Source organism: Parendozoicomonas sp. 2304DJ65-17, from assembly GCF_058148445.1.
This window is the reverse complement of sequence record NZ_JBYVJV010000006.1, coordinates 159,604-186,108: the sequence shown is the minus strand read 5'-3', so window position 1 is coordinate 186,108 and position 26,505 is coordinate 159,604. Positions and strand designations below refer to the sequence as shown.

The window sequence follows — 26,505 nt, the reverse complement described above, 5'->3', positions numbered from 1 at the left end:
TAATTAGCTGTTAGTGTCACGGCCAATTTCTTCCCAGTTGGCTGGGTAAACAACAAACATAAAGCGGGCAAAATCTGGCGCGCTGAACTGGATCTTGCTGCCCTTAGGGATCAGGATCATATCGCCGGCGTTACCAACAACTTCACGACCGTCGATGATTACTTTCAGGGTACCTTCAATAATGTAATCGATTTCGTCGTACTGCAGTTCCCAGTCGAAAGTGGTTTCGCGCATTTCCATCATGCCGCAACCCAGACGCTCACTTTCGTTCAGCTCCAGCATGTCGGTGATGAATACCTGGTCACCAGGCTTGCCAGTGTCAAAAGGCTTGCACTTAACAGTGTTGGTTTTAACAACAGCGACGCCGGAAGAATCTACGTGCTTTTCAAAATCAGGCTTGGCAACAGCACCAACCTGTTCAGCAACAACCTTACGAACGATCTGCTCAATTACTTCAGCGGTAATCTGAGTCATGGAGGGGAATTCCTGTTTTAGTGAATTATGCGCTGGTAACGTCCAGATCATCGACAATGCCAACAATGGCAGCATCAACGGGAACTTTGGGTTCAGGGCAAACCATACGGGCAGCACCACCGCGGGCTATCAAAACAATGTCGCTGAAACCGGCACCGACATTATCAATAGCCACCATGGCATCGCCTGTTTCTTCGCCTTTCGCATCCAGAATGCGCACGACCATTAATTTGAAGCCATCCAGGCCTTCGTGTTTACGAGTTGCCCAGATATTGCCTACAACTTTGCCGATCAGCACTGCCGAACTCCTGTCGTATGTCTGACGCGATCTGTTTAACTGAAAAGGACCGGGCCATGGAATATTGAATGCCAACAAGATAAAACGCGCACTGACCAGGCAGTTTGACTTGAATCAAGCATCCCCGGTTCACCTGTGCGACCTGAGTCAAAGGAACTGGGGATTTTCTTGGGTCATACGATGCTCTGGATTTCTGGCAGTTGTTTTTGTTCTATCATCGCCGGTGGTTGTTGAGGGCACACATACGGAACCATGACTGAATTTCTGACTTCTTTTGGCACACAGCTTTTACTGGCTGTTCTTCTCGACTTTTTATTCGGCGAAGTCTCCCGCTGGCATCCTCTTGTCGGTTTTGGAAATATCGCGAAGAAGGTTGAATCATTCTTTTATCCAACAGAAGAAGAGATGAACCCTGAGAATAGGTTTCCTTCAGGTGTTCTGGCTCTGATCACAGCGATTACCCCTTTTGTCTTTATTGCCTGGCTGGTTGCCGACATTCCTTATCTGGGGTGGTGGATAGAAGTTGCTCTTCTCTATTTTGCTATTGGTGGAAGAAGTCTTGCGGAGCATGCGCGCTATATTAGCCAGCCTCTATGCAGAGGTGATCTTGATGAGGCTCGTAAGAAAGTAGGCTGGATTGTCAGCCGGAAAACCGATGATCTGCCAAAAGATCAGGTTATCAGAGCAACTATCGAATCTGTTCTGGAAAACGGTAATGATGCGGTATTCGGTGCAATTTTTTGGTTTATTATCGCCGGTGCTCCGGGAGTTGTTCTTTTTCGCCTTTCAAACACTTTGGACGCAATGTGGGGGTACAAAAATAAGAAATATTTGTACTTTGGCCGCGCGGCAGCCTACCTGGATGACATACTGAACTGGGTTCCTGCTCGTTTAACCGCATTAACTTATGCACTTCAGGGTAACTGGCGTGACGGATTGCATTGCTGGCAAACCCAGGCTCGCAAATATAAGAGTAAAAACGGCGGCGCAGTTATGGCTGCAGGTGCAGGAAGCCTTGGCTTTACTCTTGGTGGAAAAGCTATCTATCACGGCAAGGAGTTAGAAAGCCCTGAACTTGGTTGCGGAGCTCTCCCTAAAACATCAGATATCGAGCGCTCAATTAATCTGGTTACCCACGGCACCTGGTACTGGGTAGGAATCACCCTTGTTTTAGCAATCTTCTTCTAAAGGGCTGTATCTGAAAAACTATGCATAAGTGAGTTAGATAATCTGACTCACTTGTTATTCATGACAATTCTGAGCGTCTATATATTTCCCTCTTAATTCTCAGAATTCCTCATTCATGATGCCAACCGATTTTTTATTTTATCTTGTCGCCATACCTGCCGTTTTAATCAGTGGCATGGCTAAAGGCGGGCTGGGAAATATGCTCGGCACAGCCTGTGTTCCGCTAATGGCTCTTGTTATGCCTCCCGTTCAGGCAGCGGCCATTATTCTTCCCCTGCTATTGGTCATGGATTTTATATCACTGTGGAAATTCAGGGGTCAGGTAGATATTAAGGCGCTGAAAACCATTCTGCCGGGCTGTCTTGTCGGTGTTTTTATTGCGGCTTTTGTATTCAGCCAGCTTTCTGAGCAACATATTCGCCTGCTGATAGGTGTAACTTCTTTATCATTCTGTGTTTTCCAATGGTTAAAACGAGACAATAACAGCCGAAAGTCCCCCAGCTATAGCCGGGGTTCTTTCTGGGGAGCACTGGGAGGATTCACCAGCTTTGGTATCCATGCCGGTGGGCCGCCAGTAACAATTTATTTACTTCCTCTAGGCCTCAGCAGCCATCTTCTTATGGGAACTCAGGCCTGGATATTTGCGGGCATGAACCTCAGCAAGATTATTGGTTATGGAGCTCTTGGGCAGCTAAGTACAGAAAACCTGCTTTCTTCTGCGGTTTTACTCCCTTTCACACCTTTGGGAGTTCTTATGGGATATGGATTACTCAATCGCCTTCCTGAAAAAGCAATTTATGGATTCAGCTACCTGTGTCTGGCAATTTTGGGGTCAATACTTCTCCTTCAAGGTATTGGACTCCTTCCCTCCTTATAATTCGATGGAACTGTTTGTAGTTTCGGTTGTCGATTAAACAACCTTCCGCTTTTGCGCAGGGGATCAGCTCAATAGTTGTTGCCATGTAGCAGCTATCATTTTTAAATACGGATAAAAGTAGAAAAACGGCCTGCTATTCATGTTCAGTCACAAGCTTAAGTTCATTCTTCCTTTGTTGACACTTGTGGTGGCATTGGCAGGTTGTCAGAAAGCACCTCCGAAACCCTGCCCTTACGCAAAAGACAAAGAATCCGGAGCCAATGCCGGATGCCTTCTTACCCAGGGCGATGACGTTCTTATTATTACAATGCGCCTGACAGGGAAACAGTCTATTCCCGGTGGTACTTCAGAAGTGGGGGAATCTCCCCGCTGTACGGCCTACCGAGAAACTCTTGAAGAAACAGGTATACAAGTTTCTGTTCATGAGTTGCTCGAAGAATTCAGCAATGGCTTCCATGTTTATCGCTGTTCTCAGGTAGACTCATCTCAGGAGCCTTCTCCGCAGGATTGGAAGGAAGTCAGTGATGTATCCTGGCGATCATGGTTATCTCTTAACGAAGAGAACTGGCGCTACCCTGAAAGGTTTGAACACACCCGCAAAATGATTCGCGAACAAATTACCGGTATCAGTAAACAGTTGGACTAGCGCTATAAGGGCATGTAGGGTGACCAGCTTTACGTGCCTGGAGCTGATATGAGAATAACACCTGCTGACCCGGCCAAACTTCCCTTCTGGCTACGCTGGTTTTTCCGCCAGCAGGAAAAACGTTACGGACAACACCTTCAACCCGCTCTGGTCTGGTCCCGCAAACCTTCTCTGTTTGTTCTGTTCGCCAGTTTCTGGGCCAGACTCAGCCGAAAATCTTCGCCTCTTTCTCCGGTGCTTAGAGCAATGGTTCAGGTTTATGTGGCCAAACTTACCTGGTGCCACTTCTGTGTAGATCTCAACAGCATGACTCTGATTGGTGAAGCCGGAGGAGAAGAGAAACTTGCAGAGCTGGATAACTGGGAAGAGAGTTCACTCTTTTCAGAAGAGGAAAAAGCAGCTCTTGCCTGGACCAAAGCTATGTCTGGTGAACATTGTCAGATTCCTGATGAGTTGCACCAGGAACTTGCCAAGCATTTTGATGAGCAGCAAGTTATGGAACTAACAGCACTTGTCGCCTTTCAGAATATGTCAGCGCGTTTCAATGCGGCACTGGATATCCCCTCTCAAGGGCTTTGTGACCTAACTAAGAAATAAAAAAAGCGCATTGCCTCAGCTCTTATAAAGACTTGGGCAATGCGCTTTTAACACACAACACACTTTTACACACTTTGCTTCCTGGTCAGTGAAGCATCTGTCTCGTCATCGCAACTCCTTAGAGAATCTCTAACTCTATGTACTTCTTTTTACTCCTGAACCGTCATTTTAGTTTCAGGTTTTGGTAGTTTTTTTTCGCAATTTGTCGCAACTCTTTCAATCACAAAGCTGCTATCTGTTGTTGAACCTTGGCCAGCGCACCTTCTTTGTCAGGAGTATCAAGGCTGGCAGCATGAATATAGGTCACATCATCCATCCCCAACATTGAGAAGGTATCTGTCAGCTGACGTTCAACAGCATCAATACTTCCACCACCTCTTGCAGTCACAATATAAAGCTTTTTCCCTTTTACCGTTCCCACAGGCCCATCCTCGGTATAGCTGAAGGTAACCCCTGGTCGGGCAATATGATCAATCCACGCTTTGAATGTTGTTGGTATAGAAAAGTTATATATGGGCGTACCAATTACTACATAGTCACTGTCTTGCAGTTCATGTATCAAAGTATCCGATAACTCAACAGCCTGACGACCCAGCTCATTCTCTGCTCCGCGAAAGCCCGCCAAAGCGTTCTCATCTAGATGTGGAAGTGGGTTTCTGGCCAGATCACGGCTAACAATCGCTGACTCTTTGTTCTTAGTCTGCAAACGCTCAACAACATCACTTACTAAAGCTCTGGAGCGAGATTCCTCTGCTTGAATACTGCTATTGATAACTAGAATTTTCTTCATTGGTACAGCCTTATGATCTAACCGAGAGCACTTGCTCCCCCTGTTAATGAAATCTGGAACCGATCATAAAACTTCAAGTTAAGTTTAAGTCAATATATTATTTTGCATTATTTCCAGCGGACAACTGCTATGCCAAAAGCTCCCGTTCACCTGACCATCAGTGAAATAGCCAAACGATGCGGTGTTGCGACATCTGCACTGAGATTTTATGAAACCAGAGGTTTAATCAGCTCCTCCAGAACTCCCGGAAACCAACGCCGTTATCATAGCTCTGTTATTCGCCGGATCTCTGTTATTCAGGTTGCTCAAAACCTTGGGATGACTTTGGAGGAGATAGGAGAAGCTTTTCGCAGTCTCCCGGAAGAGCGAACTCCCACCAAAAAAGACTGGGAGAAGTTATCCCGCAAATGGAAGCAACAACTGGATGACCGCATTACCCGTATGCAAAACATGCGGGATAAACTGTCCAGCTGTATTGGTTGTGGCTGCCTCTCTATGCAAAACTGCGGGCTTTACAACAAAGATGATCAGGCATCCACTAATGGCCCGGGGCCACGCTACCTGATGGGGGACTCACCAAAAACAAAATAGAGGCTGTTGGTTGTTTAGTTATCTTCCGGGCCAACCCAGGAGAATGGGTTGTGGGCAATTTCCCAGAGGTGGCCATCGGGATCTTTAAAATATCCACTAAAGCCACCCCAGAAAACTGTCTGTGGCTCTTTTACCGGAATAGCTCCAGCTTGGACAGCTTGCTGGAAGACATCTTTAACTTCATCTTCAGAATGTACGTTATGGGAAATCGTAAAAGAATTGAAACCTGAACCTTCTGCACTGACCTGAGCGTCTTCAGCCAGGGCTTCACGCCCATACAGACCAAGCCATGTTCCATTGAGGTTAAAGAAGGCAACTTTTTCATCATCACCATAACGAGGAAAACCCAAGCCGTTCTGGTAAAAATTTATAGAGCGAGAAAGATCTTCTACCCCTAATGTGATCATGCTCATCCGTGGTTTCATGTCGGCCCCCTTCTTTCAGAAGCCAACAGGTTAACCTCTTCAGAAGGAAAAGTGCATATTCCTGATCAATACTCCGGGCAGAATGTGTGAACCAGTATCTCGACGGTAGAACGCAAAGGAATCCATGATTCTATCCCTGTGTTGGGTGAGTTCTTCCAGCTCATCTCCAAACAAGTTGTAGAGTGAATCATCAAACCTCATCACACCGATGGGTTGTGCCAGCTTTCCGTTCTTCACTTCAAAACAGGCATAACGGCTCATACCCGTCATACGTCCGCTGTTTTTGTCTGACCAATTCGTATACCAGAGATCACTGATATAAAGGCCATTATCTATCTGCCGGTAAATATCGTCTTCCTCAAGAGTTCCTGCAGACATAACCAGGTGATCTGGGGGATCAATAGAATCAAAGAACGTTTTATCTTCACCACCATTAAAAGGAATCTGATATTTCACAGCGGTTCTGGGACCAGTGATCAGTGAGCCACCCGCACCTTTCTTTATGAGTGTAAGGCAGTCAGGTCTTACAAAACCCTGCTGCTGAAAGCCCGGTACAGAACCATCTCCGGTCACCAAGTCCAGAGAAAACTTTTGGCTGAGACTCTTCTTGTCTTCAAATAACGGTGAGAGCCAAGTGTCTTTTTCGTGGAATTTTCTTGCACTGAAATCAACTCGGGAAAGCAAAGCGTTCACAGCAGAAGGGGCAAGGTAAACCCTGTAGTCACCCCGGGGAACTTCTTTCACTTCTTGCCCTAGAAGTGAAACTCTTTCTTTTATTGGTTCGAGCCTTTTCAGAAAAGTGTCCCGGTCCCACTTCCCTCCAGAAATCTGATCATGAACAGCTTTATCACCATGGTGATAGACCGAGTAGTCCAGACAAAAACTGTAATTTTCAAACCAGTGATGATGACCTCGGGAACTGCCGAATGCCCGATATACCCAACCAATCATTAAGATTCCGACAAAATCTATTCCGGCAACAACATTCAGAATATCCCTGACTGCAGTTCGGCCACAGAACCCTGCCTTGTTTTCAACGGGTTCAACTACAGTTTTTGTGCACACCGGGTTATCACACCACCGATAAAACGGGTCATCAGGAATCATCGGCAAGGTTTCACGCAGTTTGCCCATCATTTGAGCCAGTGCGTGCCTGTCATTCTCTGGAATCATTGTCAGGACAATATTTCCGGAAGCTCGCTTTTCTCCTTTATGAAGAGTTAGCTTTATTGAGGTTTTATCAACCTGACCGCTCTGTCTGAGCAATCCTTTGTTTATTCGGCAATAGTCTGTGCTTTCACCTTCAAGCCATGCAGACCACTCTTCATCACAGGATATTTGTCCATCCAGAAAACGACAGAGTGAGGAAAAATACTCAAGCATGACTTCCTCCAAACACTTCAACCTGTTCGAACAGGCAAGCTGGAGATGCATGCCCAACTGTAATTACCTGCCCTGGCTCAGCCTTGCCACAGTAGGGCGTTCCCATAATATTGAAAGTGTCTCTGTTGCCCACAGCTTTCAGGTTTCGCCAGAAAGATTCTGAAATTCCCCTGTAGCCGGGATTTTTTACCACTCCGGTAAGTTTTCCATTTTCTATTAACTCTCCCCACTCACAACCGAACTGGAACTTGTTGCGTGAGTCATCGATAGACCAGCTCCGGTTAGTTTTTACCAGCAATCCTTTTTCAACGGAGGCGATCATGCCTTCAAGGGAAGAGCTTCCCGGCTCAACATTGATATTGGCCATACGATCTACCGGAGGGCGATACCAACTCTCAGCCCGACTACATGAGACGCCGGGTAAGCCGGACCTTTGCTGAGACAGGTGGCCTCCCAACAGTCTTTGCAAAATACCCTTCTTTATAAGGTGGTGTTTTTCCGCCTTGGAACCATCGTCATCCCAGTTATAACCTCCCAGCTCTCCAGCAACATGCGGATCAAAAGTCACATTCAGAAAATCACTTCCATAGCGATAGTTGCCAACCATATCGGCGGTCACAAAACTGGTACCGGCCATATTTCTTTCATCCCCCAGAATCCTGTCCATTTCCAGAGGATGACCAATGGACTCATGAATCTGAATCGCCATTTGATCAGGCATGGCCAGAAGATCACGCACCTCTGAAGGACACTCAGGAGCCTTCAAAAGCTGGATAACCTCCTCACAGATTTGCTTACCCAATTCATCCTTTTCTTTTTCAAGATGCTCAAGCCCGCCTTGCCGTGCGAATAAACCAAGCTGTCCTCCCCAAGAGCGACATTGCGTTTCGCCACTTTCGTGGGCCAGCGCGTATATAGAAGGAGTTATCCACACCTTCTCCTGAAAGCACGTAGCTTCGTCTGGTGAAATCAAATGAGTTGTTTGATGAATTCTTTCCAGCCCCGCATGGCGAGTAACAATTCGCTGATCTCCTCCCATCGCACCGCAGATATTGGTGAGCATAAGAATTCGATCTGAGAGGCTAACATCTTCCCAGGGATAATCTTCCTTAACCTGAAAGTTTCCCTGAGGCACAGGCATATTTATTTTTCTGGAAGGAAATACACTGAACTCAGAACTTAGTTCAGCCCACTGAACCGCTTGTTTGATAGCTGTTCTTATACCTTCACTATCCAGGCGAGGAGTTGCCGCATAGCCGGTTCCACCGTTGTGGATAACTGTGACTATACCTCCGCAGTCACTGGATAGCTGATGCTCATCCAATTCCTCATTAACAACTTTTATGGATTCTTTTGAGGTTTCTACAAAACGCAGTGTGCAGAACTCCACCGCAGGCGCTTGTTTGCAAAAATCCTTCCTTATCTGTTCAATCATTTCAAGTATCTGCATTCTTCACTTTTCCGAATGAGCTTAGCAGTTACTGGCTCTGAAACTGCTCCGCCAACTATGCAGGTCAGATACACAACTTTTCTTTTCTCAACAGTTATCTACAGGAGTACTACGAAGCCTTTGTCTACCTTTTACCCTCTATTTCAAGTCGCTGTACGGCAACGTTATGAATCTTCGGCCCTCACTCCGCTTTATGTGTTTGCCATATAAGGCTCTTATTCTTTTTTTGCTCACCGCATTTTCTACAACATCACCCGCTGCTTATGGTGGGGATTTGGATGAACTGCTTGGCTGCACTGCCCGTATCATTTATTCCCGCAAAGGCGGAATTACCACGCTCATTAAACTGGCTGAACCATTAGAGGCTTTTATAAACAACCCTACAGAGTGTGATGACTTGATCTCTGAAGGTTTACGCGAGTGTTCGATTCTCGAGCAGGGTATCCGTTTAAGCCCTGTAGCCCGCAAAAAGAACTACCTCGAGCAAATATCTTCTCTCCGCGTAAACCCGACTATATGGGAGACATTCAGAGGATTTGCTGACCCAACTTATGACTGTTTCGTTGCCGGTGGATATGTTGGCGGGAGCTGTTTGATTGGATTGAATGGCGGTTTGGATTTCGGCATCTGCCAGAGCACACTTGGAAATCGCTGGCTCGATATTCGCCCCGCAGCTGAAATAACGATGGGATTTTCCGCTGAAGTCAGCGGAGGGATTCATGTCGGTCAGGATGAAGAGATGAGTTATTGGGACAGCCCTGTCAGCCTTACATTTCGAAACTCACTTTATATGGCCCTTCTTATCGGAGTTCATGAAACTTCAAGAGATTCCCTGTTAGCAAATACATCCGGCATAGATATGAGTGGAGGCTTCAAAATCAATATGGGAGTCGGGTTACAAGCCAATATTATGATCCTCCCTTTAGGCACCAGCTATTCATTCATTATCCAAAAACTCAAAGGAGAAGATGATGAGTGAACAGTGTTCAGTGACTTCATTTGAACACTGTTTATTCGCAGGTTAAGTGAACATTGTTTTATTAAAGGCACACTGAACACTGTTTCTATAAATTCCAAAATACTGAACACTGTTCAGTTGTTTTTCAGCTGATTTCTTGACGCCCCCGTTCCAGAGCCTCCAGAATGAATTGAACGCTGTAAAATTTATAAAATGAACACTGTTTATTATTTGAAGTTTTTTCTGAACAGTGTGTAATGTGCAGGGCTAAAGGATATGGCCAGACGCAACGAACACAGCAAAGATGAGCTTCAGCGCCTCACTCTGAAAGCCACTAAAGACTTCCTTACACTTTATCCTCCACAGGAACTCAGCCTTCGAAAAGTGGCCAAGTTGATTGGTTACGCTCCGGCAACAGTTATCAACTGTTTTGGCAGTTATGGGGAGCTATTGCTGGCAGCAAACGCTGAAACACTGGATGAGCTTCATACCTTGTCAGCCACTGCCATTCGTGACGAAAACAATCCACAGCTTGCTCTAAGGAAACTTTCCCGGGTTTATCTCGCATATGCACGAAAGTACCCATACAGGTGGCATCTAGCCTTTGAACACCGGATACCGGATCAGAAGGTTCTGCCGGAGTGGCAAAAGAGTCGGATAGACAGGTTATTCGCCCTGTTCACAGAACAACTCAGCAGAACTGGAGCACGAAAGAGCCTGCAGGATATCCACATAGCTTCACGGGTGATCTGGGCTGGGGTTCACGGGATTTGTCTGCTGGCTGCAGGTGGAGGGGCTTTGCAGGAAAAGCATGCGACTGGAGAACAGATGCTGGATATGTTCTTGAAGAACTTTATGGGCAGTTATATGAAGCAGGAGAAGGTTTATAGCAAACTATCCACAGGGGTTTAAAGCTTACCGTGGTGCTATGGAAATCTGCGCAGAAGTGTCTGTACTGTTTATTAGTAGGTGTCTTCTTAGCAAACACGTTTAAACGACGAAACACTAATACCTACAGATACAAAAAACCCTCAAATACCAAAACTGGTATTGAGGGTTTTATTTTGACTATTTTTCAAACAGTTAAGAGTGAAATATAACCTCACATCTAACTTTTCTGAATAAATTCAAGCCTTGTAGAAAAGCCTTATTTACCCAGTTTTTTGCGAATAGCCTGCAAAGTACGCAGCTGGGCAGCAGCCTCGGCCAACTGGGTAGCAGCACGACTGTAGTCGAACTCACCCTGCTGATTAGACAGTGCTTTCTCAGCCTGCTTCTTAGCTTCTTCGGCAGCAGCCTCACTCATATCTTCAGCACGCAGAGCGGTGTCTGCCAGTACCTTGATAGTCTTGGGCTGAACTTCCAGGAATCCGCCAGAAATGTAGTAGATCTCTTCTTCACCGCCTTCGTGAATGATCCGGATAGGACCAGGATTCAGGCTGGTGATCAGAGGTGTGTGGCCTGGAGTGATACCGAGGTCACCCTCGGTACCGGTAGCCACAACCATCTCTACTTTGCCAGAGAAGATGTCTTCTTCGGCACTAACAATGTCACAGTGTACATTCATGGTCATGGTATCAATCCCTCCTGTGAATAACTCACTCTTCGCTTAGAGAGACTTGGCTTTCTCAACGGCTTCGTCGATACCACCAACCATGTAGAACGCCTGCTCAGGCAGGGAGTCGTACTCACCAGCCAGAATGCCTTGGAACGCACGGATAGTCTCTTTCAGAGGCACATACTTACCAGGCGCGCCGGTAAATACTTCCGCAACGAAGAATGGCTGAGACAGGAAACGCTCAATCTTACGGGCACGGGATACAGTCTGCTTATCTTCTTCAGACAGTTCGTCCATACCCAGAATGGCGATGATGTCCTTCAGTTCCTTGTAGCGCTGCAGAACAGTCTGAACGCCACGAGCAACGTCATAGTGTTCCTGACCAATAACCAGAGGATCCAGCTGACGAGAGGTGGAATCCAGAGGATCGATTGCAGGGTAAATACCCTTGGAAGCGATATCACGGCTCAGTACCACAGTCGCATCAAGGTGCGAGAAGGTGGTAGCTGGAGATGGGTCAGTCAAGTCATCCGCAGGTACGTATACGGCCTGGATGGAAGTGATGGAACCTGTCTTGGTGGAGGTAATACGCTCCTGCAGGGCACCCATCTCTTCTGCCAGAGTTGGCTGGTAACCTACCGCTGAAGGCATACGACCCAGCAGTGCGGATACCTCAGTACCGGCCAGTGTATAACGGTAAATGTTATCCACAAAGAACAGTACATCGCGGCCTTCGTCACGGAACTTCTCAGCCATGGTCAAACCTGTCAGTGCTACACGCAGACGGTTACCAGGTGGTTCGTTCATCTGACCGTAAACCAGTGATACCTTGTCGATAACGTTGGAGTCAGTCATTTCGTGGTAGAAGTCGTTACCTTCACGGGTACGCTCACCTACACCAGCGAAAACAGAGAAACCGGAGTGCTCAATCGCAATGTTCCGGATCAGCTCCATCATGTTTACGGTTTTACCTACACCGGCACCACCGAACAGACCAACCTTACCGCCTTTCGCAAACGGGGCTACAAGGTCGATAACCTTGATGCCGGTTTCCAGCAGTTCGTTACTGGCAGATTGCTCAGCATAGGAAGGGGGCGCACGGTGAATAGACATGCGCTCTTCTTCACCAATTGGGCCCTTCTCATCGATAGGATCGCCCAATACGTCCATGATCCGGCCCAGAGTACTGGTACCTACAGGAACCTGAATAGGAGCATTGGTGTTATTGGTAACCAGTCCACGACTGATGCCTTCTGTGGAACCCAGAGCAATGGCACGGACAACACCGTCACCCAACTGCTGCTGTACTTCCAGAGTTAGTTCCTTACCGTCTACCTTCAGGGCATCATAGACCTGAGGGACAGCGTCGCGCGGGAACTCGACGTCGATAACGGCGCCGATGATCTGTACGATACGACCGCTACTCATAAGTGTGTCCTCACCTCTTATCTTTAACAGGTTGAGCCCTCTGGATACGCTCCATCAGACTCCGACCTTAAAATTAAACGGCCGCCGCGCCGCTCACGATCTCGGAAAGTTCCTGAGTAATCGCTGCCTGACGGGCCTTGTTGTACACAAGATTCAGCTCATCGATCAGGCCGCCGGCATTATCGGTTGCGCTCTTCATGGCAACCATCCGTGCAGCCTGTTCGCAGGCATTATTCTCAACCACAGACTGATACACCTGGGACTCGATATAACGCACCAGCAGCTCATCCAGAAGGAGTTTTGCGTCCGGCTCGTACAGGTAATCCCAAGGGTGCTTCAGGTTTGCGTCTTCATCCGCCTGCAGAGGCAGAAGCTGCTCGCACACTGGAGACTGAGTCATGGTGTTTACGAACTGGTTGTAAGTCACCACCAGGCGATCTATACGACCCTGCTCGTAAGCATCCAGCATCACCTTCACACCACCAATCAAATCGGCAATGTTTGGCGCGTCACCCAGATGATTCATAGCCGCAACGACATTGCCGCCGTAGCTATTGAAGAAAGAGGCTGCTTTGTTACCAACAACGCAAACATCAACTTCCGCGCCCTGGTCGTGCCATGCTTTCATGTCAGCTACGGTTTTCTTGAACAGGTTGGTGTTCAAGCCGCCACAAAGGCCACGGTCTGTAGAGACAACGATGTAACCAACCCGCTTCACTTCACGCTCAACCATATAGTCATGGCGATACTCGGGGTTGGCGTTGGCAATGTGTCCAACAACCTGACGAATGCTCTGAGCGTATGGGCGAGAACGCTCCATACGCTGCTGTGCTTTCCGCATCTTGGACGCAGCAACCATCTCCATGGCGGAGGTGATTTTCTGCGTATTCTGTATCGACGCTATCTGCGTCTTTATCTCTTTACCGACTGCCATCGCAATCCGCTCCCTTTACCAGGTCTGGGTTGCTTTGAACTTCTCGATAGCTTCCTTGATGCCGCTTTCAATCTCGCCGTTGTAGTCACCAGATTCATTAATGGTGGCCATCAAAGTGGCGTGCTCGCTGTTTACGTAACTCAGCAAGGCAGCTTCAAAATCACCGATCTTGTTCAGTTCAACGTCTTCCAGGTAGCCTTTTTCAGCGGCGAAGATAACAACGCCCATCTCAGCTACTGACTGTGGCAGGTACTGCTTCTGCTTCATCAGCTCGGTTACGCGCTGACCATGTTCCAGCTGCTTACGAGTCGCTTCATCAAGGTCAGAAGCGAACTGTGCAAAAGCCTGCAGTTCACGGTACTGAGCCAGTGCCAGACGAATACCACCACCAAGTTTCTTGATGATCTTGGTCTGGGCTGCACCACCTACCCGGGATACAGAGATACCGGCGTTCATCGCAGGACGAATACCCGCGTTAAACAGGTCGGTTTCCAGGAAGATCTGACCATCGGTAATGGAGATTACGTTGGTCGGTACGAATGCAGATACGTCACCCGCCTGGGTTTCGATGATTGGCAGAGCGGTCAGGGAACCAGTCTGGTTCTTAACTTCACCACCTGTCAGCTTCTCAACGTAGTCCGCGTTAACACGTGCGGCACGCTCCAGCAGACGGGAGTGGAGGTAGAAAACGTCACCAGGGTAAGCTTCACGACCGGGAGGACGCTTCAGCAGCAGGGAGATTTGACGATATGCCCAAGCCTGCTTGGTCAGATCATCGTATACGATCAGGGCATCTTCACCGCGGTCACGGAAGTATTCACCCATAGAGCAACCACCGAACGGAGCCAGGAACTGCATCGCTGCAGGATCAGCCGCGCCAGCCGCAACAACAATGGTGTGATCCATTGCGCCGTGTTCTTCCAGCTTACGTACAACGTTCGCGATAGAAGATTGCTTCTGACCAACAGCAACGTAGACACACTTAACGCCGGTGCCTTTCTGGTTGATGATGGCGTCGATAGCAACAGCGGTCTTACCAGTCTGACGGTCACCGATGATCAGCTCACGCTGGCCACGACCAACTGGAACCATGGAGTCGATAGCCTTGTAACCAGTCTGTACTGGCTGGTCTACACCCTGACGGGCGATTACGCCTGGTGCTACTTTTTCTACAGGAGCAGTCTGCTTGGCTTCGAGTGGACCTTTGCCGTCAATGGGGTTACCCAGAGCGTCGACAACACGACCCAGCAATTCGTTACCAACAGGTACTTCCAGGATACGGCCGGTACACTTGGCCTTCTGACCTTCGGCCAGTCCTTTGTAGTCACCCAGGATTACGGCGCCGACTGAATCCTGTTCCAGGTTCAGGGCCATGCCAAACACGCCGCCGTCAAATTCAATCATCTCGCCGTACATAACATCAGCGAGACCGTGGATACGTACGATACCGTCAGATACGCTGACGATAGTGCCCTCATTACGGGCTTCAGCAGCTACATCAAGGCTATCGATACGGCCCTTGATGATGTCGCTGATTTCTGAAGGATTCAGTTGCTGCATTACCAAACCTGCCAAATTTAGATTCTTTGTCTAAGAGCGCATTGCGTGGGCAAGCTTCTCCAGCCTTGCCTTAACGCTGCTGTCAATCACCAGATCTCCAGCGCGAATGACAACGCCGCCGATCAGTTCCGGGTCAATTGCATTAACCATTCTGACCTCAGAACTCAGTCTGCCCCGTAACTTCTCAGCCAGCTTTTCGAGCTGCTCGTCAGAGAGAGGGAATGCGGAGAGAACCTCTACGTCGACGCTCTGTTCCTGTTCAGCTTTCAAGGCTTCGAACAGTTCGGCAATTTCAGGAAGCAGGGTTATTCTCTTGTTCTCAGCCAGAGTGCGGACAAAATTACGTCCACCATCGTTCAGGCTGTCACCACAGACTTCAATAAAGGCAGAAGCCTTTTGATCTGCAGTAAGTGATGGCATTCCAAGCAGTACGTTGACTTTCTCGTTCTGAACCACAGCTGCGCCGTTTTTCAGCATCTGTGACCAGCTTTCTAAAGCCTTCTGGTCAAGAGCATATTGAAACGCAGCTTTGGCGTAAGGACGGGCGCAAGTGGTCAGTTCCATAGTCGCCTCCGCCTTAGAGCTCAGCTGCCAACTGGTCTACCAGTTCGCTGTTAGCTGCCTCATCAATCTGCTTGCCAAGAATCTTGCCGGCACCGGCAACTGCAATACTGGCAACCTGAGCACGCAAGGCTTCACGGGCCTGATTCACTTCCTGCTCTATTTCAGCACGAGCAGCAGTAATCAAACGTTCACCTTCTTCGCGAGCATTGTCTTTGGCTTCATCAACAATCACCGCGGCGCGTCGATTGGCCTGATCTACAATTTCTTTAGCCTGATCACGTGCCTGACGGAGTTCTTCCATGGCCTTGGCTTGGGCAAGTTCCAGATCAGTTGATGCACGGTCTGCCGCAGCAAGGCCGTCAGCAATTTTCTTCTGTCGCTCGTTCAGGGCGCCGATGATGGGCGGCCATACATACTTCATGCAGAACCACACGAAGAATGCGAACGCAATCGTCTGACCAATTATGGTCGCATTGATGTTCACACCAATACCTCTCGCAATTCAGTTAATGTTTTGCTTTCTGCTGGTTTTTCCGGACACCGCCGTTTTAAAACGTGGCGCCGGAAAAACAGAACTGACAGAAAGCTCACTTAGCCATTAACCCAGGATTACTGCAGGGCTGCAGCAGCCTGTGCGATGAACGGGTTGGCAAAGGTGAAGAACAGGGCGATACCAACAGCAATCATTGGGATCGCATCGAGCAGACCTGCCACAATGAACATCTTGGTTTGCAGCATAGGTGCAGTCTCTGGCTGGCGAGCAACGCCTTCCAGGAACTTACCACCCAGCATGCCGAAGCCGATGGCTGTAGCCAGGGCCGCGAGACCAAGCATGATTGCAACACTGATGACGGTCAGACCAACTACCAGTTCCATATTTCCTCCAGACTCTTATTGTCAGATGGTGTAGTGATTTCTCAGGGTTAATGCAGCGCTTACGCGATTACTTAGTGATCTTCATGAGCCATACTCAAATAAACGATGGTTAGGGTCATGAAGATGTATGCCTGCAAGGTAATAACCAGAATGTGCAGTACGGCCCAGCCAAAGTGCAGAGGCAGCTGCAGGTATCCGATCATGGCGATAAGGATAAAAATCAGTTCTCCGGCGTACATGTTGCCGAACAGTCGTAAGCCCAGAGAGATTGGCTTAGCGATCAGAGATACAGTTTCCAGAAGCAGGTTCACAGGAATCAGGGCAACCTTGGCGACAGGGTTGTTACTAGAGAATGGGTGCAGGGCCAGGTCACCAAACAGACCACCAAAGCCTTTTACTTTCACCCAGTAGAACAGCATCAGCAGGAAGACGCTGATAGACATTGCCATGGTGATATTAGGGTCGGTAGACGGCACGATCTTCATATAAGGAACACCGGCCAGAGTTGCCAGACCTGGAATCCAGTCAACCGGAATCAGGTCCATCAGGTTCATGAAGAAGATCCAGCAGAAGATAGTCAAAGCCAGTGGGGCAATAACCGGATTCTTGCCGTGGAAACTCTCTTTAACGCTGGTATCAATAAACTCAACAATGGTTTCAATAGCGTTCTGCAAACCACCAGGCACACCACTGGTAATGTTCTTGGCAACCATGCGGAACAGGCCAAGGAAAACGAAACCAAGCAGAACAGACCACAACATGCTGTCTACGTGGATAGCCCAGAACCCCATGTCTTTCGCCTCGGCGGCGCTATGGGCAATTGTCCAGGTTGCTTCACTCAGCACTGAGCCATCATACCGCTCATAACCAACCGGGAGCTGACCAAAAGTCAGGTTCTGCAAGTGGTGCTGTATATAACCAGAGGCTGTATTTGCTGCCATAAAACTATCTCGTTAGCTCACCCGTATTTTCGCAGTCTGGAATGACCAGCTTCACTTAAGAAGCCAGGGTGTAAACCAGTTAACTGCCTGCACCAACATAAATGCGCCAAACAAAACCACTGCATCCAGAGGTTTGACCAGCGCAAAAACAAGAGCGAAGCCACTTGCAGTTAATAAAAACTTGCCGGCCTCGCCTCGATAGAAATTCTTAACTATATTTTTCGCTGCCCGAGCGCCTGAAAGGGAAAAAGCTTTGAAAATAAGGTAGGCATTAGGTACGAGGCAGACCAGCCCTCCAAGAAGTGCTGATACAGCTGCGGTCTTGTCAACAACAAGCAGCCCTGCAAATAACAGGATCGTAATAATTGCCTGGACAATAATGACCCGGAAAACAGGTGGTTTCCGCAAATGAGGCGACTTCACTGACATGTCCCTCATACCTCTGTTTTTGTTCTGTACGTTCAACATTTATTACCTTGAGTTGAACCTGTACGACTTCTTATAAAAACTATTTGAACGCCCCGTCTTTTTTGCCTTATTTTCAAGCGTCTGCTAGGCGTGGCAATTATATGAGTAATATTACCTACGATCAACCGCATTTATTACCGGGTTTTATATAACTGCGAAATGCCTTTTCCTTTGATTTTATGTGGGTATTTTCAGTAAGTGGTTCTTACTTAATCGTTATGTCTCCAATCTGTTAAATGCAGAATAATTTCCAGCTAATAATTGCTGGGGTCATATGGGTATGGATTGTTTAAGAGGAATCTTAAGAGGGATTTATTATGCTTGGGGAGTAGAGGATGAACGTCCCCAACCTGAACAGCGAGCTGATGGTATAGAAATCAGCATTGCAGATAACTCTACCTTTCTTCCTAGAGAATTCCCCCCCCCTGTAGTTTGTGATGATTTTTTAGATACAGAGGATGAGCAAGAAATAGGTGATCGTGAAATTCACTCAACCGATCCATCGGTTTCCATACAGCCTTCTCCAACAACAACTCTTTACGAACAGCCAGCACAGATTAGCTCTCCACCAAGTATTGCTACTCCTCTCAAAATGCCAGAGAAAGTAGCCCCCTCTTCTCCACCATCTCTAGCAGCTAAATATTCGCCAGCTCCTGAAAGCATGGAAATTGAGACGACACCTGTATTAACGCCTTCACCAGAACAAGAACCACCTGTCGAAGCCCCTTCAACACTTCCTTCTATTTTGGATAGTGATATTTATCAGTCCGTTATTGGTGCAGGTGAATCAGAAGATGAACCAGTTAAGAAGCGCCAAAAATTCAGAGACTCTTTTTCTCCACAGGAAATAATCGAAGATAAAAACCCTTACTCGACGACTACTAGTTCACCTTCCACTCCTATGGATGTGGATATAGGCCAAGCAAGCGACTCTCCCCCGACAATTCTTCTAGTTGATCATCCAGAACCAGACACTCCTATAGAGAAACCTGCCACCCTTAAAGGAGGCAGGGGAGACCCAATGATAATCCCGGATGACCCTGAAGATACGCAACCCATGAGGTTTGAACCGCCAGAGTGTGTTTCCGCAAATATACTGGTGGCATTCTCCGAAAACGTGAAACCAGAAAGCTCTCAGAAAAAAGCCTCTCGAGTACGCATAGATGGTGAACTTCAAAGTTTTGAAATCAATCACGAAGATTTCAAAACTCTCGATCCTGAAATTTATGTAAACGACAATGTCGTCAATGGAGCTCTGTGTGTTTATCAGAAACGAAGCGAGTTAACAGAGGGCGCTCCAAGATGCCTGACATTTGACACCTTTTGGTCAGTTAACAGAGACAAAGAAAAAATCCCACAACTCCCATTCAGAGTAAAAGATTTTGAACGACTTATTTTTCCTGTACACAGAGTCAACCACTGGGTGCTGGTTGTGGTCGATAATCAGAACCAGAAGATTTACTCCGTTGATTCCCTGTCCCCAGAATCTAAGGCTCCTGAAATCGAAAAAATCAAAGTATTTTTAACAGAGTTCTACAGAAAAACTCAGAGTGAAGAAGTTGAGCGGCTCAAAGCCTTTCAGAGTGTAGCTGTAGATCTTCCTGAGCAGGGAAACGGTTATGATTGCGCTCCAGCCATGCTGAAAGCAGCAGGGTATTTTTATGAAGGTGCGACCGAATTACCAAAGAACCTTGATTCCCCCTCCTATGAAAACTTTCGGACAACTATTAGAACAACACTGACAGGTTGTGGAGAAGTGCTTGTGCCAGGTGTTGCACCAGTTAGGAGGCGGAGAAAAAGAAAACATCATCAGAGTGAAGCGGCAAGCCCCAAATCTGATGATGTTATTGTTTTGGACTAACTTAAATTGGTTCGTTATTGAATGTGCGCCAGCACACCATCCAACTCATCAAGGGTATTGTAGCTGATCACCAGCTTTCCTTTACCTTTTGCTGAGTGCTGAATAGCAACTTTTGCTCCGATCTTTTGGGAGAGATCTTCTTCCAGGCTGCGAATATCCGGATCAACTTTTTTCTTTTCAGACGGTGCAGCTGCTTCCTGCTGCATCCGACGAACCATTGACTCGGTCTGACGCACTGACAAACCTTTAGCTACTACCGTGCGAGCCGCTTCCAACTGTTGTTCTTCAGAAAGTCCGAGAATAGCTTTTGCGTGGCCGGCTTCAATATCGCCGTATTCCAGCATCTTACGAACCTCTTCACGCAGAGAAAGAAGACGCAAAAGGTTGGTCACAGTGACCCGGGATTTGCCAACAGCCTCAGCCACTTCCTGCTGGGTGAGTTCAAACTCTTCTTTGAGGCGGGCAAGCGCAATCGCTTCTTCGATAGCATTAAGGTCTTCACGCTGAATGTTCTCGATAAGCGCCATAGCGATAGCCGCTTCATCGGGAACTTCACGAATAACCGCAGGAATCTTATCCAGGCCAGCCAGCTGGGTAGCACGCCAGCGACGTTCACCGGCAATAATTTCAAAACGGTCTTCACCTTTTTCACCAACAGGGCGAACAACAATAGGTTGCATAACACCTTGTTTGCGGATTGAACTGGCCAGTTCTTCCAAGCCTTCCGGGCTCATATCCCGGCGGGGCTGATAACGACCACGCTCTATAAACTCGACCGGTAGCTCACGCAACATTTTGTCACGGGCAACTTCTAACTCTAACGAGGATGGTTTCTGCAGTTCTTCAATCTCTTCTGCAACCCGGGCACTTTGCAGTAGCGTTCCCAAGCCCTTTCCTAATGCTTTTTTCCTAGCCACTGACAGTTTTACCTCACGGCTGTTTCGGCCGCTTCAGCCGATTTCTTGGTTTTACCGGCTTCCTGCCGGCGAATAAGCTCACCAGCCAGAGCCAGATAAGCAATAGCTCCGCGGGAGTGTTTGTCGTATTTCAATACTGGCAACCCATGGCTTGGGGCTTCTGCCAAACGGACATTACGGGGGATAACAGTTCGGTAAACTTTATTGCCAAAGTGCCCAATCAGCTGACGAGATACTTCAACCGTCAAGCTGTTTCGCGGGTCATACATAGTGCGCAACAGACCCTCAATATGCAGACGAGAATTTCTGGCAGCAGCAATACCGGATACAGTTTCCATCAGAGCCGCCAAACCTTCCAGTGCATAGTACTCGCACTGCATGGGGATAATAACGCCGTCAGAGGCCACCAGAGCGTTCACAGTCAACATGTTAAGCGACGGCGGGCAGTCAATCAGAATAAAATCGTAGTGGCTTCTCAGGGGCTGCAGAGCGCGATCCAGACAACCTTCGCTGTCCTGCTTATTAATCAGTTCAACCTCTGCAGCGGTTAAATCACCATTGGCTGGCAGTACTTCAATACCGGCAGACTCGGAAGGCACAATGGCTTGTTCAACACTAGCCTTACCAACCAGCACCTCGTAAACAGATACAGGCAACTCATGTTTATCCACACCACATCCCATGGTGGCGTTACCCTGGGGGTCAAGATCAACAAGCAACACCCGTCGCTTGGTTGCAGCAAGAGATGCTGCCAGATTGACACATGAAGTTGTTTTACCGACACCACCTTTCTGGTTGGTGATGGCCAGAATTTTTGCCATCTGCGAGGCCCCTTAAACTGTTTCCACGGTTGTTGTTAAGCCCGTGCCGTTTCCATCCGTTCCAGTATGACAAGATGCCGCTGTCCTTCACAACCAGCAACATCAAGGGAATGGGATTCAATCACCTTAATATCCGGGCGAACGGCATGCAGTTCTTCCAGTTCGTTATCCGGGTGAATACCTTTCATGGCCAGCCATTTACCATCTGTTTTCAGTAAGTGGTCTGTCCCCACCATCATGTCTTTCATGGAACTGAACGCGCGAGACATCACCACATCATATAGCTCTGCCGGTTTCCAGTTTTCCACACGTTCGTTCAGAACTGTAACATTTTCTATGCCAAGTGCAGTACAGGCCTGAACCTGAAACCGGGTTTTCTTTCCTACACAGTCCAGCGTGGATACGCGACGATCGGGAAGCATGATAGCCAGCGGAATTCCAGGAAGCCCTGGGCCAGAGCCAATATCAATAAAGCTTTCACCGGGAGCCACAATCTCTTTCACAAAAGGCAGAATACTGAGGCTATCAAGAATGTGGCGGGAAACCATATCTTCCGGGTTGCGTACGGCGGTCAGGTTATACACCTTGTTCCACTTCATCAGTAGACCAACATATTCACACAGTGCATGAATTTGTTCCGGGCTGATTTCAATACCCATCTCATCTGCACCGGACTGCAGCATAACCTCAAGGTTGTTCACAAAGCCTGACCTTGTATCGACGATTCTTAAAACCGCTTATTTTATCACGAAAAAGCAGCTGCCCCCTTAGTAAAGGACAGCTGCCTCGTTAGCAATGGTGAACTCAGTAACCCCTGACTACCATTGTTTGCTGTTTTGTTAACAGCCTCAGCAGAGAGTGTTACTCAACAGATGCGTTTGTAACCAGTGAACGCTTTTTCAAATGAATCAGCAAAAGCGAAATTGCAGCTGGAGTCACCCCCTGAATACGGGAAGCCTGACCAAGAGTAGCCGGGCGCACATCATTCAGCTTCTGGCGGATTTCATTGGATAGACCAGTGATGGCATCAAAATCCATATTTTCCGGCAGAGCTGTTTCTTCATGACGGCGAAGACGTTCAATCTCTTCCGCCTGACGCTCAATATAACCCTGATACTTGCTCTGAATCTCAACCTGCTCAGCAACAGATTCGTTATCCACAGCTTCACCTTTCAAGTTGGCCACATCCTGGTAATTCAGTTCCGGACGTTTCAGCAGTTCCATCAGGCTGTATTCACGGGAGATAGCATTTTCCAGCTTGCTGTTGATAGCTTCTGCTTCTGGTTTGGAAGGATGGATAAACGTAGTTTTTAAACGCTCCGTCTCACTGGTGATCAACTCCTGCTTGGCGCAGAAAGATGCCCAGCGCTCATCATCCACAAGACCAAGTTCCCGGCCTTTTGGTGTCAAACGGATATCCGCATTATCTTCCCGCAGAATCAGGCGGTATTCCGCACGGCTGGTAAACATGCGATAAGGTTCAGATGTACCGTTGGTAATCAGGTCATCAACCATCACCCCGATGTAAGCTTCATCCCGACGAGGACACCAGGCTTCTTCACCTCTAGAACGCAGTGCCGCATTCAAACCTGCCAGCAGTCCCTGGGCACCGGCTTCTTCATAACCGGTTGTACCGTTGATCTGACCCGCAAAGTACAGGCCGTGGATAACTTTTGTTTCCAGAGAAGGTTTCAGATCGCGGGGGTCAAAGAAATCATACTCAATGGCATAGCCCGGACGAACAATATGGGCGTTCTCCATACCTTTGATAGAACGAACCAGTTCCAGCTGCACATCGAAAGGCAGACTTGTGGATATTCCGTTGGGATACAGCTCGTGAGTCGTCAGACCTTCCGGCTCGATAAAGATCTGGTGGGAATTCTTATCAGCAAAACGCTGAATCTTATCTTCAATAGACGGGCAGTAACGGGGGCCCACACCTTCGATAACTCCTGTGTACATAGGAGAACGATCAAGGCCACCGCGAATAATATCGTGGGTTCTTTCATTGGTGTGGGTAATAAAACAGCTGATCTGTTTTGGATGATCAGCACGGGAGCCAGTGAAAGACATAACAGGTATCGGTGTATCGCCTGGTTGTTCCTGCATCACAGAGAAGTCCACAGAACGGGCATCAATGCGAGGAGGTGTACCGGTTTTCAGCCTTTCAACCCGTAAAGGCAGTTCACGAAGACGGTTAGCCAGATTAATAGAGGCTGGATCGCCAGCACGACCGCCACCGTAATTTTGCAAACCAATATGGATGCAACCACCAAGGAATGTTCCCGCTGTCAGAACAACCTGTTCTGCTTCAAAGCGCAGGCCCATCTGAGTAACAACACCTTTAACATCGTCACCAGAAACAATCAGGTCATCAACAGATTGCTGGAACAGCCAGAGGTTGTCCTGGTTTTCCAGAATTTCACGAACTGCTGCTTTATAAAGAATTCTGTCGGTTTGAGCCCGTGTGGCACGAACTGCTGGCCCTTTACGAGAATTCAATACCCGGAACTGGATGCCACCAAGATCGGTGGCTTTTGCCATGGCTCCGCCGAGAGCATCGATCTCTTTCACCAGATGGCTTTTACCAATACCGCCAATAGCCGGGTTACAGGACATCTGGCCAAGGGTTTCTATGTTATGGGTCACCAATAGGGTTTTGGCTCCCATTCGGGCAGAAGCCAGTGCTGCTTCTGTACCGGCATGACCGCCACCGACAACAATGACATCAAAACGTGCTGGAAAGTCCATTCGGCTACTTCCTCCGTAACTCTGTTGACTGTGGCTGATCTGATAGTAAATGTGAGGCGCGAGAGTATAAAGTTTGCTGGTAAAAAGAAAACCAGTCTTTTCTGTGGAAATCTCTTACTGGCATAGGGTTATCTGTTTTCCTGATGACCTGATTTATCCCTTTCCCTCTTTTCAACATATCTTCACGACTTATGAATTAAGGAAGATATATATGTATCTCTTTATTCTTTTCTTATTTATGTTTTTATTTAGGGAGCTGTTTTGTGTGGAAAAGTGCCTCAATCCCTTTAATAGAAAGACTTGCAGAAGATAACAACTGTGTTCGGAAAAGGTTAGAAAGCGTTGATTTTCTATTGTTTTCAGTGTGAATAAATTTTCGGTTCAATCGAGCTTATTTTTTTGTCCACTGCTCAATACACCTGTTTTCCCCCTCGTTATATTCAGGTTTATAAACAACCTGATTTCACCTGTCTTTTTCACAGTTATCCACCTGAAGATTTCCACTTCTATTTGTTGATAGTCTACCGAACCCTTAGAGAATTAGGGGAGCTAGCAATCTAATCACAGCTTAATAAAGTGTTAAAAACCGTGTTTTTTGTCATTTGGCACTGTTTTCTTGTAGATAAAATGTGGGCAAAAAAGAGGAGCTAGCTGTGGATAGCTCCTCTGTATGACTTTTTATGTCTGTTTATTTTCCGATGCAGAAGCTTGAGAAAATTCTCCCCAAAAGATCATCGCTGGAAAATTCTCCAGTGATTTCTCCCAAAGCCTGTTGTGCCTGACGTAAATCTTCTGCCAGAAGTTCCCCTGCTCCCATGCCCAGTAACTGATCTCGCCCCTGGTAAAGGAAGGTTTTGGCCTGCTCCAGAGCTTCTATATGGCGACGGCGGGCGCTGAAGCTACCTTCACTTGTTCCTGTGTAACCCATCAGTGTTTTCAGGTGTTGGCGCAGGTTATCCACACCTTGTCCTGTTTGTGCACAAAGCCGGATAACCGGGAATTGCCCTTCTGTTATCCCCGCTTCTTCATTTGAAAGATCAACCTTGTTACGAATAACAGAGATCTTTTCCCCGGCAGGAAGACGATCAACAAACTCTGGCCAGATATCGTGAGGATCTGTTGCGCTGGTTGTGGTGCTGTCCACCATCAATAAAACAAGATCTGCCTGAGAGATTTCATCGAAAGCTCGCTTAACCCCAATTTGTTCCACAACGTCTTCACTGTCCCGCAAGCCGGCAGTATCGATAATGTGCAAAGGCATACCATCAATGTGGATATGTTCACGGAGTACGTCCCGGGTTGTGCCGGCAATATCTGTGACAATGGCGCTGTCCCTACCAGAAAGCGCATTCAAAAGGCTGGATTTGCCAGCATTTGGACGTCCGGCGATCACAACTGTCATACCATCACGAACCAGAGAACCCTGTCTGGCTTCGGCGAAGGTTGTGGATAACTTGTCTATAACCTGCTCAAGATTCCTCTGAACCTTGCCATCAGAAAGGAAGTCGATTTCTTCTTCCGGGAAGTCGATGGCCGCTTCCACATAGATTCTCAGGTGGATAAGTTCTTCCACAAGTTCGTTCACTCTTTTGGAGAACGCACCCTGTAGAGAACGAACAGCACTGCGGGCAGCTTCTTCTGAGGAACTGTCGATCAGGTCGGCGATAGCTTCTGCCTGAGCGAGGTCGAGCTTGTCGTTTAGAAAGGCCCGTTCAGAAAACTCACCGGGTCGGGCCAGACGAATACCGTGGTTGGTGATCTCTTTTTGTAACAGGTCAAGAATAACCGGGCCGCCGTGGCCCTGAAGTTCCAGCACATCTTCACCGGTAAAAGAATTCGGGCCTGGGAAATACAAGGCCAGCCCTTCATCAATAACGTTATCGTTGCTGTCATAGAACGGCTGGTAGTGAGCATGACGTGGCGTTAAATCACGCTTAAGAATGATTTTGGCGATTTCACCGGCGCGGGGGCCGGAAACACGCGCAATCCCCACACTTCCCCTTCCTGGTGCTGTGGCCTGGGCAACAATGGTGTCTTGACTGTGTGGAGGGTGAGTTGAGGTGTGTGAAGAGGTCATGGCCAATCTGAGTTGATTAGAAAGGCGCTAGTCTAATGAAGGGTAAAAGGATGGGCAAAGAACTGTTGCCGA

At 47.8% G+C, this 26,505-nt stretch carries 28 protein-coding genes; 8 read left to right on the top strand and 20 right to left on the bottom strand.

Going from position 1 to position 26,505, the window contains the following annotated elements; genetic code table 11:
- Positions 1 to 3: 3 nt before the first annotated feature.
- Both ACY2RR_RS16095 and ACY2RR_RS16090 read right to left on the bottom strand, forming a co-directional pair.
- Complete coding sequence (locus tag ACY2RR_RS16095; protein ID WP_490109189.1) at positions 4 to 474, bottom strand: cupin domain-containing protein; 471 nt, start codon at positions 472 to 474, stop codon at positions 4 to 6.
- Positions 475 to 499: 25 nt separating this feature from the next.
- Positions 500 to 772, bottom strand: coding sequence for a EutN/CcmL family microcompartment protein (locus ACY2RR_RS16090; protein ID WP_490109188.1), 273 nt, complete (start codon positions 770 to 772; stop codon positions 500 to 502).
- 252 nt (positions 773 to 1,024) lie between these two features.
- Between ACY2RR_RS16090 and cbiB the strand changes: the two genes are divergently transcribed.
- The 4 genes from cbiB to ACY2RR_RS16070 all read left to right on the top strand — a co-directional run bounded on the left by cbiB (position 1,025) and on the right by ACY2RR_RS16070 (position 4,080).
- Complete coding sequence (gene cbiB, locus ACY2RR_RS16085; RefSeq protein ID WP_490109187.1) at positions 1,025 to 1,960, top strand: adenosylcobinamide-phosphate synthase CbiB; 936 nt, start codon at positions 1,025 to 1,027, stop codon at positions 1,958 to 1,960.
- Between the two features lie 115 nt (positions 1,961 to 2,075).
- Complete coding sequence (locus tag ACY2RR_RS16080) at positions 2,076 to 2,837, top strand: sulfite exporter TauE/SafE family protein (RefSeq protein WP_490109186.1); 762 nt, start codon at positions 2,076 to 2,078, stop codon at positions 2,835 to 2,837.
- Positions 2,838 to 2,976: 139 nt separating this feature from the next.
- On the top strand, positions 2,977 to 3,483 hold the full coding sequence (locus tag ACY2RR_RS16075) for an NUDIX hydrolase (protein ID WP_490109185.1): 507 nt from the start codon (positions 2,977 to 2,979) through the stop codon (positions 3,481 to 3,483).
- A 48-nt stretch (positions 3,484 to 3,531) separates the two neighbouring features.
- The gene (locus ACY2RR_RS16070) at positions 3,532 to 4,080 is read left to right on the top strand and encodes a carboxymuconolactone decarboxylase family protein (protein ID WP_490109184.1); all 549 of its coding nucleotides are present in this window, start codon (positions 3,532 to 3,534) and stop codon (positions 4,078 to 4,080) included.
- Between the two features lie 220 nt (positions 4,081 to 4,300).
- Here the strand turns inward: ACY2RR_RS16070 and ACY2RR_RS16065 are convergent, their stop codons facing one another.
- Positions 4,301 to 4,870, bottom strand: a complete 570-nt coding sequence (locus ACY2RR_RS16065) for an FMN-dependent NADH-azoreductase (RefSeq protein WP_490109183.1) — start codon at positions 4,868 to 4,870, stop codon at positions 4,301 to 4,303.
- A gap of 129 nt (positions 4,871 to 4,999) precedes the next feature.
- On the opposite strand from ACY2RR_RS16065, the gene soxR reads away from it, so the two are divergent.
- Positions 5,000 to 5,461 carry a redox-sensitive transcriptional activator SoxR gene (gene soxR, locus ACY2RR_RS16060; RefSeq protein WP_490109182.1) on the top strand — a complete coding sequence of 154 codons (462 nt, stop codon included), beginning with the start codon at positions 5,000 to 5,002 and terminating at the stop codon, positions 5,459 to 5,461.
- A gap of 14 nt (positions 5,462 to 5,475) precedes the next feature.
- Here the strand turns inward: soxR and ACY2RR_RS16055 are convergent, their stop codons facing one another.
- Genes ACY2RR_RS16055 through ACY2RR_RS16045 form a run of 3 tightly spaced genes read right to left on the bottom strand, consistent with a single transcriptional unit; the run spans position 5,476 to position 8,719 of the window.
- Entirely contained in the window at positions 5,476 to 5,886 is a 411-nt protein-coding gene (locus ACY2RR_RS16055) for a VOC family protein (protein WP_490109181.1), read from the bottom strand.
- Between the two features lie 39 nt (positions 5,887 to 5,925).
- The gene (locus tag ACY2RR_RS16050; RefSeq protein WP_490109180.1) at positions 5,926 to 7,269 is read right to left on the bottom strand and encodes a metallopeptidase TldD-related protein; all 1,344 of its coding nucleotides are present in this window, start codon (positions 7,267 to 7,269) and stop codon (positions 5,926 to 5,928) included.
- On the bottom strand, positions 7,262 to 8,719 hold the full coding sequence (locus ACY2RR_RS16045; RefSeq protein WP_490109179.1) for a TldD/PmbA family protein: 1,458 nt from the start codon (positions 8,717 to 8,719) through the stop codon (positions 7,262 to 7,264). Before ACY2RR_RS16045 ends, ACY2RR_RS16050 begins: the two co-directional genes overlap by 8 nt.
- Positions 8,720 to 8,945: 226 nt before the next feature.
- On the opposite strand from ACY2RR_RS16045, the gene ACY2RR_RS16040 reads away from it, so the two are divergent.
- Positions 8,946 to 9,698 (top strand): hypothetical protein, encoded by a 753-nt coding sequence (locus tag ACY2RR_RS16040; protein WP_490109178.1) that lies wholly within the window; start codon positions 8,946 to 8,948, stop codon positions 9,696 to 9,698.
- 255 nt (positions 9,699 to 9,953) lie between these two features.
- The gene (locus tag ACY2RR_RS16035; RefSeq protein ID WP_490109177.1) at positions 9,954 to 10,589 is read left to right on the top strand and encodes a TetR/AcrR family transcriptional regulator; all 636 of its coding nucleotides are present in this window, start codon (positions 9,954 to 9,956) and stop codon (positions 10,587 to 10,589) included.
- A 235-nt stretch (positions 10,590 to 10,824) separates the two neighbouring features.
- On the opposite strand, the gene ACY2RR_RS16030 is transcribed toward ACY2RR_RS16035, so the two are convergent.
- From ACY2RR_RS16030 to ACY2RR_RS15990, 9 genes are all read right to left on the bottom strand, one after another.
- Complete coding sequence (locus ACY2RR_RS16030) at positions 10,825 to 11,250, bottom strand: F0F1 ATP synthase subunit epsilon (protein ID WP_490109176.1); 426 nt, start codon at positions 11,248 to 11,250, stop codon at positions 10,825 to 10,827.
- Between the two features lie 36 nt (positions 11,251 to 11,286).
- The gene (gene atpD, locus ACY2RR_RS16025; protein WP_490109175.1) at positions 11,287 to 12,663 is read right to left on the bottom strand and encodes a F0F1 ATP synthase subunit beta; all 1,377 of its coding nucleotides are present in this window, start codon (positions 12,661 to 12,663) and stop codon (positions 11,287 to 11,289) included.
- Positions 12,664 to 12,736: 73 nt separating this feature from the next.
- Complete coding sequence (atpG, locus tag ACY2RR_RS16020; RefSeq protein ID WP_490109174.1) at positions 12,737 to 13,597, bottom strand: F0F1 ATP synthase subunit gamma; 861 nt, start codon at positions 13,595 to 13,597, stop codon at positions 12,737 to 12,739.
- 15 nt (positions 13,598 to 13,612) lie between these two features.
- Positions 13,613 to 15,157 (bottom strand): F0F1 ATP synthase subunit alpha, encoded by a 1,545-nt coding sequence (gene atpA, locus ACY2RR_RS16015; RefSeq protein ID WP_490109173.1) that lies wholly within the window; start codon positions 15,155 to 15,157, stop codon positions 13,613 to 13,615.
- 30 nt (positions 15,158 to 15,187) lie between these two features.
- A complete protein-coding gene (locus ACY2RR_RS16010) occupies positions 15,188 to 15,721 on the bottom strand; it encodes a F0F1 ATP synthase subunit delta (protein WP_490109172.1) in 534 nt (177 codons plus the stop codon).
- Between the two features lie 13 nt (positions 15,722 to 15,734).
- On the bottom strand, positions 15,735 to 16,205 hold the full coding sequence (locus tag ACY2RR_RS16005; protein ID WP_490109171.1) for a F0F1 ATP synthase subunit B: 471 nt from the start codon (positions 16,203 to 16,205) through the stop codon (positions 15,735 to 15,737).
- Positions 16,206 to 16,330: 125 nt separating this feature from the next.
- Positions 16,331 to 16,597 (bottom strand): F0F1 ATP synthase subunit C, encoded by a 267-nt coding sequence (atpE, locus tag ACY2RR_RS16000; protein ID WP_281648060.1) that lies wholly within the window; start codon positions 16,595 to 16,597, stop codon positions 16,331 to 16,333.
- Positions 16,598 to 16,668: 71 nt separating this feature from the next.
- Complete coding sequence (atpB, locus tag ACY2RR_RS15995; RefSeq protein WP_490109170.1) at positions 16,669 to 17,538, bottom strand: F0F1 ATP synthase subunit A; 870 nt, start codon at positions 17,536 to 17,538, stop codon at positions 16,669 to 16,671.
- Between the two features lie 51 nt (positions 17,539 to 17,589).
- Positions 17,590 to 17,967: an ATP synthase subunit I gene (locus ACY2RR_RS15990; protein WP_490109169.1), complete on the bottom strand. Its 378-nt coding sequence runs from the start codon at positions 17,965 to 17,967 to the stop codon at positions 17,590 to 17,592.
- Positions 17,968 to 18,280: 313 nt separating this feature from the next.
- Between ACY2RR_RS15990 and ACY2RR_RS15985 the strand changes: the two genes are divergently transcribed.
- Positions 18,281 to 19,867, top strand: a complete 1,587-nt coding sequence (locus ACY2RR_RS15985) for a Ulp1 family isopeptidase (RefSeq protein WP_490109168.1) — start codon at positions 18,281 to 18,283, stop codon at positions 19,865 to 19,867.
- Positions 19,868 to 19,881: 14 nt separating this feature from the next.
- Here the strand turns inward: ACY2RR_RS15985 and ACY2RR_RS15980 are convergent, their stop codons facing one another.
- The 5 genes from ACY2RR_RS15980 to mnmE all read right to left on the bottom strand — a co-directional run bounded on the left by ACY2RR_RS15980 (position 19,882) and on the right by mnmE (position 26,433).
- Positions 19,882 to 20,790 (bottom strand): ParB/RepB/Spo0J family partition protein, encoded by a 909-nt coding sequence (locus ACY2RR_RS15980; protein ID WP_490109328.1) that lies wholly within the window; start codon positions 20,788 to 20,790, stop codon positions 19,882 to 19,884.
- Between the two features lie 2 nt (positions 20,791 to 20,792).
- Positions 20,793 to 21,605 carry a ParA family protein gene (locus ACY2RR_RS15975; protein ID WP_490109167.1) on the bottom strand — a complete coding sequence of 271 codons (813 nt, stop codon included), beginning with the start codon at positions 21,603 to 21,605 and terminating at the stop codon, positions 20,793 to 20,795.
- A 35-nt stretch (positions 21,606 to 21,640) separates the two neighbouring features.
- Positions 21,641 to 22,306 carry a 16S rRNA (guanine(527)-N(7))-methyltransferase RsmG gene (gene rsmG, locus ACY2RR_RS15970; RefSeq protein WP_490109166.1) on the bottom strand — a complete coding sequence of 222 codons (666 nt, stop codon included), beginning with the start codon at positions 22,304 to 22,306 and terminating at the stop codon, positions 21,641 to 21,643.
- Between the two features lie 160 nt (positions 22,307 to 22,466).
- Positions 22,467 to 24,356: a tRNA uridine-5-carboxymethylaminomethyl(34) synthesis enzyme MnmG gene (gene mnmG, locus ACY2RR_RS15965; RefSeq protein ID WP_490109165.1), complete on the bottom strand. Its 1,890-nt coding sequence runs from the start codon at positions 24,354 to 24,356 to the stop codon at positions 22,467 to 22,469.
- 688 nt (positions 24,357 to 25,044) lie between these two features.
- A complete protein-coding gene (gene mnmE, locus ACY2RR_RS15960; RefSeq protein ID WP_490109164.1) occupies positions 25,045 to 26,433 on the bottom strand; it encodes a tRNA uridine-5-carboxymethylaminomethyl(34) synthesis GTPase MnmE in 1,389 nt (462 codons plus the stop codon).
- Positions 26,434 to 26,505 lie beyond the last annotated feature (72 nt).